Origin of the sequence: Aestuariivivens marinum, assembly GCF_022662175.1 — a bacterium.
GTDB lineage: Bacteria > Bacteroidota > Bacteroidia > Flavobacteriales > Flavobacteriaceae > Aestuariivivens > Aestuariivivens marinum.
This window is the reverse complement of record NZ_JAKMCR010000005.1, coordinates 13,586-29,070: the sequence shown is the minus strand read 5'-3', so window position 1 is coordinate 29,070 and position 15,485 is coordinate 13,586. Positions and strand designations below refer to the sequence as shown.

The following is a 15,485-nucleotide window of genomic DNA, read 5'->3' as shown; positions in this document are numbered from 1 at the left end:
TGATGATTTTCAACTAGCAAAAAGAGATATTAAATTAGTGTTACTGGTTTGAACTTGCAACAAAAAGACGGATATTTTTTAATGACTATGCACAGGATTAATTAAATGATGAAATTTGTTTTCCATTTTTAAAGGTGATTTTTTGTAATTTAAAGAAGCTTTTAGCCGAAGAATTATACCTGTAATTATCGTTTTTTTCCATATTGAGCGACCTGTTCATTGATGATAGTAATTTTCTAGACTTCTTATGAATCGTATTGTATGTTCCTATTGGAATGGAAAAGTAAATCTACAGTTATCTCACATTTACCAATTGCCATTTTTACAAGGAGGTATGATGGTTTGGTTGGTTTACGGTCTAGGGTTTAACAATCAGGCTATAACCTATCTGTTATATTGGTCAATGAGTATGGTTTTATGAGTTATACGAGAAATTGCCTGTGTTCCTCATTTATTAGTTCAATAAACCAGTCCTCCAAAGAGAAGTAGAATAGGGTTTTTTACCTTTTGTATAATAATGCAATAGCCATCTGTTGCTTCTAATTTATCATGGATATACTTTTTTGGGTTTAAAATATTACATTGCCATTCTCTTTATTGAGAATTTATTGATTTTAGAGGTAAGTGTGGTTCTAGGGATTTTTAATAACTCGGCAGCACCACCTGCTCCTGATATTTTCCAATTCGTTAGATTTAGTGCTTTAACAATGTTTTCTCTTTCAATATGTTCCATTTCTTTATAGGTAAAAATGTTTGAAGCATTTAAAATCTTTTTTTCTTTAATTGGTGTAATTGGTAAAAATCCATTTAAATTTAAATTGCCATCACTACTGGTTATCACACAACGTTCTAAAACATTTTGTAATTCCCTGACATTTCCTGGCCAATGATAGTTATATAATTTTTTGATATCTGATTTCGATAGTGGGGATAAATATAATGCACTTTTTTTTGTTAGTTTATCCAAAAAGGCAATAGCCAGAAGTTCTATGTCTTTACCTCGTTCTCTTAGTGGAGGAATTTGTAAGGGAAAAACATTAAGTCTATAGTAAAGGTCTTCCCTGAATGTTCCTTTTTCTACCAGTTCTTTTAAGTCTCTATGAGTGGCAGCAATGATCCTCACATCTACACTTTTGGTTTCCGAACTTCCAACAGGTTCAAAAGTTCCTTCCTGTAAAACCCTTAATAGTTTGACCTGGAGGGTTAAAGGTAATTCTCCTATTTCATCAAGAAAAAGGGTGCTTTGATCAGCCAAAGAAAATCGACCTTCCCTAGCGCTCATGGCACCTGTGAAAGCTCCTTTAACATGCCCGAATAATTCACTTTCTATGAGTTCTGAAGGGAGGGCAGCACAGTTTAAAGTAATCATACTCTTGTCTTTACGTTCACTAGCGTCATGTACAGCTTTGGCGAATAACTCTTTACCGGTTCCAGTTTCTCCTTGAATAAGAACATTGGCTCCTGTGGGACCAACTTGGCTTACCAGTTCAAGACATTTTTTAATAGAATCACTCCTGCCAATTATATAATCAAACTGTTGCGATTTAATTTTTTCCCTAAGGATGATGGTTTCAGTATTTAAGGCTTTGATTTTTATTTTGTCGGAAACCTGCTCCTTTATGTTTTTAATGTATAAAACATAAAACATTTCATTATTGAATTTATAGCATGAAAGATTGATGTCTGCTGGGAAAGATTCTGTTTTTGAATTAATGCATAGCAATGGTTCATTAATATGTAGGGCGCCATATTTATTGCTTAATACCTCGTGCTGAGGAATAATAAATTTTAATTTAGAATACGATTTGGCACTAAACAGTTCTTTTATGTCCTTGTCTAAAAAGGAGTTGGTGTTTCGAGTAAATAGGTTGGTGGCCGCTTCATTTACTTGTGTAATTTTAAAATCGGCATTAAACTCTATTATAGCATCAGAGGTGCCGTTGACCAATCTGTTGAGTTTTGACTCGCTTTCAATTATTTTCTTTTGTACTTTTTCCCTTCTCAATTCTGCTGCTGCCCTGGACGCAAAGATTTTGAAAATAGCAAATACCTCTGGGAGTTCAATCATGGGTTTATTGTCTAACAAGGCTAAATGACCAATTACACTGCCATTATTATCTCTTAACGAAATACCCATATAGCTAACCGCTCCCAAAGGTTTTAGATCGGGATCTTTTGGATAGAGTTGTATAACATTTTTTGGAATATGGCAGATATCCTCACTTCCCAAAACAGGTTCACATGGCGTATTAGCTACCTCATATATGTATTCCTCTACAAAAGCTCCATCAAGATAAAAAGCAAGCGCGTTAAGCTTGTTTTGTTTTGGCCAAAATTCGGTTACCCAAACGCCATATACGTCTAAAATTTCAGCAAGATGCTTAACAAGAGCCTTAAAAAAGTCTTTTCCTGTGTACGAGGATGTCGTTTCAATAATTTGCTTAAGTGCAATTAATCCAGGTACTCTTTTTTTTTCTCCCATAACTATAACCTTTTATCTGTTTAACGAAATTAAGTTACCTAAAAATTTAATAATGACGAAATATCGACATTTAAAATTTACAACACACTATATAATTTACTGGTATTCAATACCTTGCAATTTTGGCATAATCGCTGCTTAATAAGAATCAGTATTAACTTAAAAATTTAAAAAAATGGAAACATTACAAAGACAAGTAAACGGATTCAATTCAAAAGATATAATGGATACCGTTGGAGCAATTCAAGCTAACCCAGAAATTGCAAAATTTAAATTTAGAGCCAGAAACAAATGGATTTCTGGAGGACATAACCGAAGTACTATTCAAGATTTCTATGGAGGATGTACAGAAGATGAGACCAGAGAGCATCCATTTGTATTTGACAACAGTGAACCACCAATTTTATTGGGTAATAATGAAGGTGCAAATCCAGTGGAATTTATTCTTCATGGACTGGCCGGATGTATGACTACTACAATGATGCTTCATGCTGCAGCAAATGGCATCTCTGTTGACCATGTAGAGTCCTTCTTGGAAGGTGACCTAGATGTACAGGGATTTCTTGGGTTAGATGATACGATTAGAAATGGGTATCAAAAAATTAGGGTAAACTTTAAGATTGAAGGAGACTTGACAGAAGAAGAAAAACAAAAATTAATATCCTTTGCTTATAAGTCGCCAGTATTTGACATTGTAACTAATAAGGTACCTGTATCTCTACAACTTCAGGATTAAATTAACTTTTGTATTTGGAAAAAATAACAAGGACCCATTTTGGGGGTCTTTGTTGTTTTTCTGATAGGTTATTAAATAAAAATGCAGTGCACGTGAATACACAAGAGTATAAATTAGACAATCCTGTCTGGTATTCTTTAAATGAATTAGATAAACCATATTCTATTGAATGTGATGGATTGAAATTTTATAACCCAGAATATTGTCCTTTTTTGGCATTGGCACCAAATAGAAGGAAAATAGAAGCAATGTTTGACGCCACCAACTTTAATGATGACCTATATGTGTTTGGAAAAAAACCTTCGATTGGAATTGGTCTTACTTTTAGTGGTTATCTATCTTGTTGTCAAATGATTCTTAAAAAACCAATTGGTATAAAAATCAAGGAGCGTATTGTTGATTTGAAATCAAGAAAACAGAAAGCTGAACTATCAAATTTGGTTAAATCTATACTTCCAACCCTATTTAAAAATAAATCATCAGATTTGGGAAATTATTATGGGATATATAAAAAGAATAATCTGGTAGCTGCTCTTGGAGAACGAATGAAAATGGATGGATATACAGAAATAAGTTCAGTGGTAACCCACCCAGAGTATATAGGAAAAGGCTATGCCAAGCAACTGCTAAAACATCTTACGGATCAAATTTTAAATGAAAATAAAACCCCTTTTTTACATGTTGTCGAATCCAATAAAGCTGCTATCAAATTGTATGAAAACTTAGGATTTGTAACAAGACAAAAATTAGATTGCTGGATTTTAAGACGTGTTATTTAGGGCTTTTAAAACAGTGCCTAAACCGTTTAGTGGAGTTTGGCCAGCTGACCACGTGTTTTTTATTGCTATTGGCGATAGCTTTTTGTTCTCACATCGATTTATACTTGTCATGTAATCCTATCCCTGAAAATATCATAGGAGTACATTTTTCAATTCTAGAAATTCTTGTCAAAATCTTTGCCCTTAAAATATAGCTGCGGTTAAATATATTACTATTGTTTAACTCTCTTTCAAATATGTTTACATATTACCTCTATCAATATTCAATGACCTTATCCACCACAAATTTTCTAGATGCTTCTCCATCCTTTAACTTGTATTGTATTTGGCGCGTGCCTCCTGTTGGGTTTGAATTTGTATCATCATCATTATATATAGGGAATCGCTGAACGAGAGTAGTTTCTACAATAGCAAATTCATCATGTCCCATATATCCCTTATTAAGCTCCTTGTTTTCAAAAATTGGGGGCATATATATTTGACTCATTGATTTACCATTATTTACAGAATAACCAATTACGCTACCATAACTGCCGCTCCCGGTTGAATTAATATACACCAGTACTTCGGGGAATCCGTCTGCATTTAGATCTTCGATTTCCGCATTTGTAACTTCGCCTTCAATATCGTGCGTAACCGCTGTATTTTGTTGGGTTAGCCCATAAGGGTTAATGGTTAATTGGTTGGTGTATTCCTTTCTTACCGATGAAATATTAAATCTAATATTTTGCCATGAAAGTACTTTTCTATATCGCGTTTTGTCAATTTGTGACTCATCTGCATTACCAACAATCAACTTGTATTTTCCCTTTAGGCTAGCACCTCCGTTACAGTAATATAGCAAAACACTGTCCTGATCTTTATTTTCAGTATCTATTGAAATGTACCCATCTTCAAAAGAAAATAATATAATTGCATCGTTTTCATAGGCTTTAAAATTGTTTTCATCAACTTTGTAAGCCATGGTATTCAATGTACAGGTCGGCTTTTTTTTATCTGCACGAGAACGTACACTAATATTTAATTTATTAATTCCGCTATTACTAACATTTACAGCAATCCAGTCATAGCCTTCGTTTCTTTTTTCGTAAAATTCGGAGACATAAGTTCCAAGATGTTTTGAAGTATCACCTTCAAATAAAGTGCCTTTAGAGATGGTGTTGTTATTTTTATAAAAGGTATATTCTTTTCCCTTACTCCAAAAAACATAACCATCTGCACTTTTGTATTTAGAGCCACTTCCAGAATGAACATGAGCCATTTTATACAATTTGTTATTGGCAATGTCTTGAAGATGGATGCTGTCTTTCATAATTTGCAATTCATATTTTTGAATTCCATTGTTAGAAATATAGGTTATTGTTTCGCTGAATGTTTTTTCTACTTGTTTCTTTGTATTGTTAGTATTTTCATTTTTACATGCTGTTATAAAGCTTAAGCCAAACACTAAAATTGTAATTGATTTAATAGTATGTTTCATTTCACTATAGTTTACAATGGGTTAAAAGATGTTACCAAAATTCTCATGCATGTCATGGTCAACTTTAGTTTTTAAGGTGTGGTTTTTATTTAAAAACCTACTAATTGTCAAATTGTTCCAACAGGGCCAAACGCCTTTCAAGATAAACCATGTTCTTATTATTTTTAGTTTCATCTTTATTGGCACTAAAAAGCAATAGCCAATTTTTTTCTGGGGACATGAAATCACCCTGGCCCCTAATAACCCAAGTTTGAAGAAGTCCGTTTTATAAAGTTTATTTATATAATCCTTAAAGATGAATTAGTTTATCAGATTTTTATTAATTTTTTTGGAATAAAACCATTTTCTGTATGTATAATTACAATATAAATCCCCAAATTAAGCTTTGAAACATCAATTTGACTATTAAAGAAATGGGTAGGGACTTTTTTACCACTAAGGTTAAAAATTTCAACATTAACAATGTTTTTGCCGGATATCTTTACTATGTCAGTTGCAGGATTAGGATAAATATTAAGGTTGTTTTTAGCTATATCTGAAACAGATAGCGAAGAATTAACTTCTGTAATCATACTTCTTGATGTTGTGTTTCCTGTTGATTCTGAAAAATGAAAGGGAAAAGTAACCTGGTCATTACTAGTGTTAATTTTAACAATACTACCATAACCATTTTGTCCTCCTTCATCTAAAGTACCATATAGATTTCCATCTGATGCCAGAAATAACTTAGAACCTCTATAATAACCATCAGTTATGTCTAAATCATGGATTGTAGAATAGATATTATTGGTAAGATTGTATTTAAAAACAGCCCCTAAAGAATTGGTTTCTCCTGTTGAGGTAATCCCATATAAAAAGTTTCCAGACAAACCAATATTAATGGGAAAACCAGTAGATGCCGTAAAACTATCTAGTACTGTAAAAGTGGTATTTGAAATATCAAACTTAAAAAGTGTCCCTGTTCCGTTACTACCGGAATTATAATTAACACCATATATTATTCCAGCATCAATTTCTGCTTTAAAAGTTGTAGTTCCATCAACCCCGACATTAAACGTATGAGGGTAAGTTAAGCTGCTATTTGTAAGATTATATTCAAATATCTTTGAAGAGGTAAAACCGTATAATTTATCTCCTTCAATAAGTAAATTGCCTTGTGATATAGATCCAGGTAATGCAACCCCTGCAATTCCACTTGGGTCTATTGCAGCTACTGAGGAAATAGTATTTGTGTTAGGGTCGTAAGAATAAAGAACACTAAAACTTTGTATAGAGCTTGGAACATAGGCAAGACCCACACCATAATATAAACCATTGTAAAGAACTAAATTAGTTTGAAATTTTTCTACGATGTTATTATTAATATTTTCATAGGTACTTGTAACAGTTGACAGATTGGTGGTAAATATTGAACCATAACCATTACCGCCACCTCTTGCATTTAATCCAATATAGTCATTGTTTCCTGTTGGAACAATTGCACCTATGGGCGATCTGCCAATAGAACTTCCTAAATCCATTATTTTACTATAGGTAAGTGTAGCAAGGTCGTATTGATAAAAAACACCAGATCCATTAGCCCCACCTTCGTCAGCAAAACCATACAATACATTATTTACTAATACAGGGATCCCTGAAATTCTATAACCATCTGTATTTGCGTTTGGAAAACTATATATAGGGTTTACGATATTAGTAGCTAAAAACTCGAATAGAGATCCATTTATGTCAGTAGCATTTTCAAGTGTTACCCCGGCTTGTTTTCCATTTCCCAGATCTATTAATTCCTGTTGTGGATAATAACCGTTTGCACCAAAAGAATGAACATTCACTATATTTGGACTACCAATGTTTAGCTCTAAAATTGCTCCTTTGCCATTACTTCCTCCACCAGCAGCGGTAACAAAATGTTTGTTAACGTTTGATGAGAAGTTAATACCTTGATAATTATTGCCAAATACATCATTTGCACCGGTAGATTGATGGACTGTAGTTATGTTATTATTTGAAAAATTATAATAACCAATTAAACTATTACTACAATAATATAATCTGCCCGATTTAAAACTAAGGTCAGTAACTGTTTCCAGCACCCCCCAGCCGGTATTATCATGTAATATAGAATAGTTATTGTTTGAAGGGTCAAATTCATACAAAACAAAGCCCTTTCCATCAGTGGATGCTGTTGTGCCTCCGTAGAATTTATTGTTTTCCAAAATCAAAGATGTTGAGGGGAAAGCACCGTCTGTAGATTCCAAAAAATTATGAACAATATGGTAACTATCATCTGCTAAATCAATATAATAAATTACACCATTATCATTAGCACCTCCAACACTACAGACACCGTATAATTTTCCATTGTATTCTGTAAAACCATTTGTAGGGTGGCTTCCTTGATCATAGTTTAGTAGGCTAAAGCTTCTAACAACCGAAAATTCTTGGGTTGTTAAATTATATTTTATAATTTGTCCATTAGCGTCCGCATCATAGACGTGCGTTCCTCCGGCAGCGAAAGTGAAATAAATACAATTGTTTGAACTTACATAAAGACCTTTACTTTCTCGACTTGTGGTTCCTACGCCACGATGATCTGATTTTTCGATCTCATGATCAAAAAATAGAGCTTCATGGTTTCCATTAGTATAGTCATATTTAAAAATAGATCCCTGGTCTTTATTTCCACCATTAGAAAGCGGAAATACTAGCGTTTGTGCATAACTAAAACTTTGTACAAAAAATAGAAGAAGAAGTAATTTTGATCTCATGATAAAACGTTTTATTCAAAGTTACTAATTTAATTAATGTTTTTTCTGATCACGGCATAGAAATATGACTATAGTTTAAAAATTGATTTTAACAACTACCTTTCGTTTCAGAAGGTTACTTGTTATTAAACATATCTTAGGTTTACAAACGTTATAAAGACAATATAATGTTTGTGAGTTCTCGCAAATGGGTATGGCTTTAAGTATTGGTATTGCCGTAATACTTTTTACGTAACCAAAATGAAACCCGAACCAATAAAATTAAGGCTGGAACTTCAACTAATGGTCCAATCACTCCAGCAAAAGCCTGTCCTGAATTGAGTCCGAAAACCGCAATAGCTACTGCAATTGCCAATTCAAAATTGTTTCCTGCTGCTGTAAATGCCACCGAAGCTGTTTTGTCGTATTCTATTCCCATTGCTTTGGTAGAGAAGAAGCCAATAATAAACATTAGCGTAAAGTATACTAAAAGCGGAACGGCGATTATAAGGACGTCCATTGGTATTTCAACAATCAATTCTCCTTTTAGGGAGAACATAACCACAATAGTAAATAACAATGCGATTAAGGTCATTGGTGATATTGTAGTAATGAATTTCTTTGTATACCATTCCTCTCCTTTTAGTTTCACTAAAATTAATCTGCTTAAAATGCCCATTAAAAACGGGATGCCTAAATAAATGGCAACACTTTCTGCAATTGTTCCAATAGAAATATCTACAATGGCACCTTCAAAACCAAAATAGGGTGGAAGAACTGTAATAAAAATCCAAGCATAAAAACTATAGGCAAAAACTTGAAAAATACTATTCAATGCCACTAAACCGGCCCCATATTCGCTACTACCTTCTGCAAGGTCGTTCCAAACCAAAACCATTGCGATACAACGAGCCAAACCAATCAAAATTAGTCCTACCATATACTCTGGATAATCCCGTAAAAAAACTATAGCTAAAAAGAACATTAAAACAGGACCAATTACCCAATTTAGAATGAGTGAAACAGAAAGGGTTTTGGTGTTTTTAAAAACCGAGGGCAATAAGGCATAATTGACTTTGGCCAAAGGCGGATACATCATTAAAATCAATCCAATGGCAATTGGGATATTTGTTGTTCCACTACTTAATGAGTTTATGATATTTGGAAAAGTTGGAATGAAATACCCAAGTCCAACTCCAATAGCCATAGCAACAAAAATCCATAATGTTAGGTTTCTATCAAGGAAACTTAATTGTTTTGTCGGCATTTTTATGAGTTTGTTTTAGAGACATGTAAACGGTCTCGTTCTAAAAATATGGTTATGTTTTTAATAAACGGACGTAGCACACTGCCTTTAGGGTGTGGTCGTTCGTCTGGGAGTAAAAGTACAAAAACTTGCTAATGTTTATGTTGAAGAAGTAGGAGGATACAAAACCATGGTGTTTAGCTAGGGCGATTTCATGCAATAGGAGTAAATAAATTTTTAATACCTACAAGCTTGTTCTTTAGATCATGCTAATGAGAGTATAAACCAAATCAAGGTAACACATGCAAATTACAAACAACAGTTTTTAACTCAGTTATTGATGACTTTAGTTTTTATTGATTTTCAATTCCATTTCTAGCTGTTCCAGATCATTTTTAAATCCTATTGAATCAAAAAAGTTGGTTGCGCTCTCAGCTTTTTTATCCACATTAATTATTGAAAAAGCATTTCCGTGCTTTTTTGCCAGTTCGTTTATTAAACTCGAAGCTATTCCTTTTTTTCTGAAATCTTTGTGAGTGGCAATTTGTTGCACGCGTTTGGTTTCTGGATTGTAAATAATATAACCAACGAACTGGTTTTTAAGGTAAGCTCCTAATGCAGTGTTTTCTGTCCTCAGTTTTGTCATTACCTTTTTCGAGTTTTGCCAAGTGGGGTTTATATCCCAAAAAGACTCCATTATCTTCCATGGATAGGTTTGAAGTTCTTTAATAACTACCTCTTCATTTGTTTTATTAGGTATAAATTCTCCTTTATAACACACTAATTCCCTTACTGTTTTAAATCCAGATTTTTCATAAGATTTTATAGCCTGAGTATTTTTGGCTATAACTTCAAGTATAATTTTATCGATTCCCTTCTTTTTTAAAATAGGTAAATTAAAACTGTACATTCGTTTAGTTAATCCAGAACCTCGTTTTTCGGGAATAACACCTGTTCCGCCATTATATACTACCTTTTGATTGTTAATGGTGTCAAACCCGTGTAGAATGAAAGCAATGAGCTTTTGATTTTCAAATACACCAACTGACAATTGGAGGTCGGTTTTATCAGCAATCATTTTTGATGTTAATTGTTTGGAAGTTAATTTTAAAGGAACGAAATAGTCTGAAAATGATTCATTGAAGACCTTTAAAATATCTTTATTATCAATTCCTTCTAAACTTCTTATTTCCATTTATTTTTCAAATTACAGCTATAGCCGTTTTGTACGGTGTTGAATGTTGTGTTTTATTAGAGTCTCATTTTAGTTTTTTATTCTCCAAGGTGGATTTAGTCGGTTTTCTCCACCATAAAATAAAATCAGTTGATTTCCATCAACATCTTTTAATCTTGCTTCTCTCCATAACCATCTTTGGTCCGTTGGTTCTTGGTCCAATTCAATGCCATTTCTTTTTATATTTTCAACATGTTCATCAAGGTTTTCGCATTCAAAATATACATAAATTCCATCTCCTTTTGGTAATTGGGCTGTTTGATGAATTGAAAAGGTTGAGTTTCCATTTGGGCATTCAAATCGTGCGTAATGTGGTAGAGATTTCACTATTAATTTAAGTCCTAATTTTTCATAAAAAGGGATTGATTTTGTCAAATCCAATGAAGGAACTGTTATTTGGTTTAAATTCATATTTTCTCAGTCGGTTTGCATTACATATAATGGTTTTGTTAAGGAATGGTGCGCCAGAATGATTTAGCCGTAATGATATCTATAGCCAGTGTTGTACTTTCGTTATTTTCTCTTCACCTCCATTAGAATTCCATTTTGAATTTTTATGGATAAATCTCTTAATATTTCAAATCCACCCAATCTGTCTTTATGAATGTCAATCATATCATATAGTTTCGGGTTTAAACTTTTGTTATTCCTAAAAGATTGTAAATCATACGTTGCGGTAAATTGACTTTCAGCGGCACCAGAAAAATTTGATATTTCTCTGGCATCACCAAGTTTTATGGGGATTACCTCATAATACTGAGATAATTCATAAATTAAGTCATTGCTTAGCTGATGAGATTGTAAAGAATAACTTTTGAGGAAGTCAATTTGTCCGTAATATTCGTTCAAATTATATTTTAAATCTTCCGATCTTATTTGCGATAATAAGTTGGAGGCCATCAGTTCGTTAAATGCATTGTTTAAGGACTTAATAGCGGGAGTGAAACATGCTAGTCTAAAAGAGGTTCCGACTATGGAATCTATTTCTTCAGAATTAAGATTATTTGAATGTAAATTAAATAATACCTCGGCTCCATATAGAAAAATGTCTTTTTCAGCATTGTAAACATTATTAAAATAAATTGAGTCCTGTCTAATCTCCTCGCTTAAATTATTTAAAACATGGTGTGCACGTAACAAATCTTTTCTGTTTTCATTCCAATTATTTATTTGCAACGCAATTAAAATCCCAATTACTACAAGAATTATCTCTCCAATTGCATAAAGAAGATATTTGCTGAACTTATTTTCAGTCAGCAGTTTTTGTCTGATTTTTCTAAAGAATTTTATCATTGGTTAAGGTTGGTCAAAATGAATGCCAACGGTTTAGGCTATGCGAAGTGCGAGAGATTGGAAGCGAAAATTTTCAATCCTCGCACGACTGTAAACGAGCCTTGTTTTATATTTTGTTAATTTTTGATATAAATATAAACAATGCGAGTGGAATGGGAGTAGAGACTTTAATTTAAATGACTAAAACCCACATTGCGCATAGCCATTGTTGTAAGTAGTGCTTTGTTATTTGCTTAACTTTAAAATTCGGAAAGCACCTTGAATTACCAAAACAAAAACGATTGTTCCTATAATCAAATCAGGTTTGTTTGAACTCAACCAATTTACCAAAAGTCCAGCTGTAATTACTCCTAAATTGATAATCACATCGTTTGAAGTGAAAATCATACTTGCTTTCATATGCGCCTCTTCCTTGCTTTTTGACTTTTGCAAAATGTAAAGGCAAATTCCATTTGCGATAAGAGCAAAAATTGAAACAATAATCATTGTCGAAAAGTTGGGTAGTTTCTCGCCTCCGAAAAATCTCCTTAAAACTTCTACAAATCCAATAATTGCAAGTGTTATTTGAAAATATCCAGCAAGTTTGGCAATTCGCATTTTTCTTGTTAAAGTTCCACCAACTGCAAACAGGCTAATTCCATAAACGAAACTGTCGGCAAGCATATCCAAACTATCAGCAATCAGCCCCATTGATTTTGAGATTAGTCCAGTTGTCATTTCGATTAGGAAAAAAGCGAAATTAATTCCTAGTACAGTCCAGAGTAGTTTTTTCTGGTTTACGTTTTCAATAAATTCAGTTTGGTCGGTTTGTTCGGTAGAGATTTTCTTGCCGCCTAAATTTAGTTCGATAACTGACTTTTCTATTTGGTCAATTTCTCCGCTGTGAAAAATGGTCAATTTTCGATTCGGAATGTCAAAATCCAAATTGGCAATACTTGAAATTCCGTCCAATTTCATTCGGATTAAATTCTCCTCCGATGGACAGTCCATTTTGGTAATTTCAAATATTGTTTTATTCATTCGCTTTTCACGTTTTTTTCTAGTCCTATAATTTTAGCCATTGGTTTTGGCTATGGGTTTGTAGTTTAAAAATCAGCTAGGATTTTCCGTTGTAAACCGAAGATAGGAAATTGCAGTGAACTATGACCAATGTTACTTAACGTCTTTTGTTTACAGTGTTCATTTAAATAAAACAGAGCTATTTTTAAAACTGATGATCATTTCATCGAATTGCTTTATATAATCTTGCCCGAAATTCCCATATAAGTTATTAGCCTCTGTTCCTATTTTATATTTATGAAGTTGTAAATCCTTTAATGATGCATTAGATTCTCCAACTTTTAAAACGATATCTTCAATGATATATCCTTCAAATTCAATAACACCACCAGCACTACCAGACTTAAATTTTTGTAGTTCATAATTGCTATCAACTTCGTTTTTATATTTCTCATAAAATGGTGCGTACAACGTACTAACTCTAGCTCCTGTGTCAAATCCAAAACTCAAGGTATCTTTCTTATAGTTTACTGCTATTATAGGGGTTAAACCATCTAATGCAAAATTAGATAGGTTGTACTCAACTGGATTTTGTGGAACATGTATTGAATCGTTTTTAGAAATTCTAATCTCCTCCATGGCTTCAATTACGGGAAAGCCGATAATTCCATTGATGTAGTAATCTATTTGAGGAAATGAAATATCCTCGTCATTCAGCACCAAAAAGACCACATTCTTAAAAGTAAGTTCCCCTATTCTTAAAGTTTCAGCAATTGCTATGTCACTATCTACCCTTTGCCCAGTAAATGCTGTAACATAAAAATCGGATTCGATATAGGTCAAATTAAGATGTTTTACTAACGATCTTTTTATTACTGAAATATTGGCTCCTGTGTCAAACACAAAATTTTTAATCGTATCATTTATGGTTACATCTACATTAAATAAACCTACTTTATCCCTAACCATAGGGAATGAAATATCACTATTTCTTATAATTTCTTGTCGAGGGGTGTTTCTTAACGATTTCCAGATTTTTATTTCATTATTTAGTGTTTCTATTTTAGATGAATCATTTAATTGACGGTATTTATTTTGGATGATCTCACTAGTTAGTACAGCGTCATTATATTCGTTAAGGTTTATGTGATTAAGGAGTTTTGTGTTGTATAATGCATTCAGCATTGTATCTGTCAGATTAATTGTCTTTTTGTTAATTATCTCATCAATTATGGAATTTGATTCTTCCAGATTGTTAAAAACATTAGATATGATAGCCTTAAAGTATAGTTTATGATCTTTTGAAAGCTTATCTTTTTCAGATTTAAAGACTTGTTTAAGTTTAAAGTAATTCTGATTGTCAATTAATTGTTCTAATTCTTGAAGAACAATGAAATCGCTTGTTTTATCCTGAGATTGTTGACATCCGATGAATAGAATCAGTAATAGTAATAATGTGTTTCTCATGATTTATATAATGTGGAACCTGTTTATATATGGAAAGTTGTGTGTTTGTGTACGAGAATTTTCAGAAGTAGGCGAGAACAAGCAATTACTTATAGGCATTGTTGTGCTTCGTTATTTTGTTTTAATCATAAATTTTTATTAACTTTTGAACTAATTATCTCCAATTCTTTTTCTATCATATTTATTAATTCTAAGTTGTCATTTTTTACACTTGTATGAATAGCCGAGAGTATTTTGGACATAGTTTCAATGTGTTTAATAATTCCGTGCAATTCGAAATCCTTTTTTAAGATTTCGTAATTTCTGATGTTTCTAAAGAATTGAAATTTCAATAAAGTTTCAACGCTTCCTTTTACGATAAGTTCAGCAGGTATCTGCTCCAACATTAAAATCTGAGTCCCATAATAGGGTGAGATCTTAGATTCTAACGAATTATTGTAGTTAATACGCTCACTTTCTTGGGTTTTTAGATATTGATATCTGTCTTCGTATAAATCGGTGATTCGATTTCTAATGGTATCGTTTTTGATAATATCGAGTCCTTTAGACAGTAATAGTTTATAACCATTTGATTTGTAACTGAAATGTGGATAGGTCTTAAGATAAAAGAAGAAATATCCCAAAGAATCATTATAATCCAAATCGTCTTCGAAGGCTTTTAAAAGGGATGCACTGGAGGTAGTTTTATTTTTAAGATGCGCAATGTTACTTTCAAAATCCTCTAAATCGAAAATCAGATTATTCCTAATCTCTTTTAGGATTGTAATTTCAATTTCTCTTTTCTTATTACCTTCATTCCAATTGTTGACTTGTAAAGCAATTAAGATTCCAAGTACCACAAGAACAATTTCTCCAATGGCATAGAACAGATATTTGCTGAATTTATTTTCAGAGAGTAGTTTTTGTCTAATTTTTCTAAAGAATTTAATCATTGTTCATTGAATGGTTTTAATGTCTCGTCCTGAAATATGGCTACAGGTTAAAATTGATTTTACGCTGTCTAGTCCTGAAATATGGCTACA

The 15,485-nt window shown here is 32.6% G+C and carries 13 protein-coding genes; 3 read left to right on the top strand and 10 right to left on the bottom strand.

Annotation, left to right across the window (positions count from 1 at the left end):
• The first annotated feature begins 247 nt into the window (after positions 1-247).
• Complete coding sequence (locus MR053_RS11755) at positions 248-421, top strand: hypothetical protein (RefSeq protein ID WP_242132630.1); 174 nt, start codon at positions 248-250, stop codon at positions 419-421.
• Positions 422-577: 156 nt separating this feature from the next.
• Here the strand turns inward: MR053_RS11755 and MR053_RS11750 are convergent, their stop codons facing one another.
• The gene (locus MR053_RS11750; RefSeq protein WP_242132629.1) at positions 578-2,482 is read right to left on the bottom strand and encodes a sigma 54-interacting transcriptional regulator; all 1,905 of its coding nucleotides are present in this window, start codon (positions 2,480-2,482) and stop codon (positions 578-580) included.
• A 175-nt stretch (positions 2,483-2,657) separates the two neighbouring features.
• Between MR053_RS11750 and MR053_RS11745 the strand changes: the two genes are divergently transcribed.
• Both MR053_RS11745 and MR053_RS14020 read left to right on the top strand, forming a co-directional pair.
• On the top strand, positions 2,658-3,218 hold the full coding sequence (locus MR053_RS11745) for an OsmC family protein (protein WP_242132628.1): 561 nt from the start codon (positions 2,658-2,660) through the stop codon (positions 3,216-3,218).
• Between the two features lie 92 nt (positions 3,219-3,310).
• A complete protein-coding gene (locus tag MR053_RS14020; RefSeq protein ID WP_242132627.1) occupies positions 3,311-3,997 on the top strand; it encodes a GNAT family N-acetyltransferase in 687 nt (228 codons plus the stop codon).
• Between the two features lie 256 nt (positions 3,998-4,253).
• Here the strand turns inward: MR053_RS14020 and MR053_RS11735 are convergent, their stop codons facing one another.
• The 9 genes from MR053_RS11735 to MR053_RS11695 all read right to left on the bottom strand — a co-directional run bounded on the left by MR053_RS11735 (position 4,254) and on the right by MR053_RS11695 (position 15,395).
• On the bottom strand, positions 4,254-5,477 hold the full coding sequence (locus MR053_RS11735) for an MliC family protein (protein ID WP_242132626.1): 1,224 nt from the start codon (positions 5,475-5,477) through the stop codon (positions 4,254-4,256).
• A 308-nt stretch (positions 5,478-5,785) separates the two neighbouring features.
• A complete protein-coding gene (locus tag MR053_RS11730) occupies positions 5,786-8,245 on the bottom strand; it encodes a T9SS type A sorting domain-containing protein (protein WP_242132625.1) in 2,460 nt (819 codons plus the stop codon).
• A gap of 199 nt (positions 8,246-8,444) precedes the next feature.
• Positions 8,445-9,491, bottom strand: coding sequence for an ACR3 family arsenite efflux transporter (gene arsB, locus MR053_RS11725; protein ID WP_242132624.1), 1,047 nt, complete (start codon positions 9,489-9,491; stop codon positions 8,445-8,447).
• Positions 9,492-9,816: 325 nt separating this feature from the next.
• On the bottom strand, positions 9,817-10,665 hold the full coding sequence (locus MR053_RS11720; protein WP_242132623.1) for a GNAT family N-acetyltransferase: 849 nt from the start codon (positions 10,663-10,665) through the stop codon (positions 9,817-9,819).
• A gap of 69 nt (positions 10,666-10,734) precedes the next feature.
• The gene (locus tag MR053_RS11715) at positions 10,735-11,115 is read right to left on the bottom strand and encodes a VOC family protein (protein WP_242132622.1); all 381 of its coding nucleotides are present in this window, start codon (positions 11,113-11,115) and stop codon (positions 10,735-10,737) included.
• Between the two features lie 102 nt (positions 11,116-11,217).
• Positions 11,218-11,997 (bottom strand): DUF6090 family protein, encoded by a 780-nt coding sequence (locus tag MR053_RS11710; RefSeq protein ID WP_242132621.1) that lies wholly within the window; start codon positions 11,995-11,997, stop codon positions 11,218-11,220.
• A 225-nt stretch (positions 11,998-12,222) separates the two neighbouring features.
• Positions 12,223-13,017, bottom strand: coding sequence for a cation transporter (locus MR053_RS11705; RefSeq protein WP_242132620.1), 795 nt, complete (start codon positions 13,015-13,017; stop codon positions 12,223-12,225).
• 159 nt (positions 13,018-13,176) lie between these two features.
• Positions 13,177-14,463, bottom strand: coding sequence for a retropepsin-like aspartic protease (locus MR053_RS11700; RefSeq protein ID WP_242132619.1), 1,287 nt, complete (start codon positions 14,461-14,463; stop codon positions 13,177-13,179).
• 125 nt (positions 14,464-14,588) lie between these two features.
• A complete protein-coding gene (locus tag MR053_RS11695) occupies positions 14,589-15,395 on the bottom strand; it encodes a DUF6090 family protein (RefSeq protein WP_242132618.1) in 807 nt (268 codons plus the stop codon).
• Between the last annotated feature and the right edge of the window lie 90 nt (positions 15,396-15,485).

Excerpts from the sequence above, each read along its gene's own strand:
- MR053_RS11730 (WP_242132625.1), bottom strand. The coding sequence starts at position 8,245 with ATGAGATCAAAATTACTTCTTCTTCTATTTTTTGTACAAAGTTTTAGT.
- MR053_RS11715 (WP_242132622.1), bottom strand. The coding sequence starts at position 11,115 with ATGAATTTAAACCAAATAACAGTTCCTTCATTGGATTTGACAAAATCA.
- arsB (WP_242132624.1), bottom strand. The coding sequence starts at position 9,491 with ATGCCGACAAAACAATTAAGTTTCCTTGATAGAAACCTAACATTATGG.
- MR053_RS11750 (WP_242132629.1), bottom strand. The coding sequence starts at position 2,482 with ATGGGAGAAAAAAAAAGAGTACCTGGATTAATTGCACTTAAGCAAATT.
- MR053_RS11745 (WP_242132628.1), top strand. The coding sequence starts at position 2,658 with ATGGAAACATTACAAAGACAAGTAAACGGATTCAATTCAAAAGATATA.
- MR053_RS11720 (WP_242132623.1), bottom strand. The coding sequence starts at position 10,665 with ATGGAAATAAGAAGTTTAGAAGGAATTGATAATAAAGATATTTTAAAG.
- MR053_RS11710 (WP_242132621.1), bottom strand. The coding sequence starts at position 11,997 with ATGATAAAATTCTTTAGAAAAATCAGACAAAAACTGCTGACTGAAAAT.
- MR053_RS11735 (WP_242132626.1), bottom strand. The coding sequence starts at position 5,477 with ATGAAACATACTATTAAATCAATTACAATTTTAGTGTTTGGCTTAAGC.
- MR053_RS11695 (WP_242132618.1), bottom strand. The coding sequence starts at position 15,395 with ATGATTAAATTCTTTAGAAAAATTAGACAAAAACTACTCTCTGAAAAT.
- MR053_RS11755 (WP_242132630.1), top strand. The coding sequence starts at position 248 with ATGAATCGTATTGTATGTTCCTATTGGAATGGAAAAGTAAATCTACAG.
- MR053_RS11700 (WP_242132619.1), bottom strand. The coding sequence starts at position 14,463 with ATGAGAAACACATTATTACTATTACTGATTCTATTCATCGGATGTCAA.
- MR053_RS11705 (WP_242132620.1), bottom strand. The coding sequence starts at position 13,017 with ATGAATAAAACAATATTTGAAATTACCAAAATGGACTGTCCATCGGAG.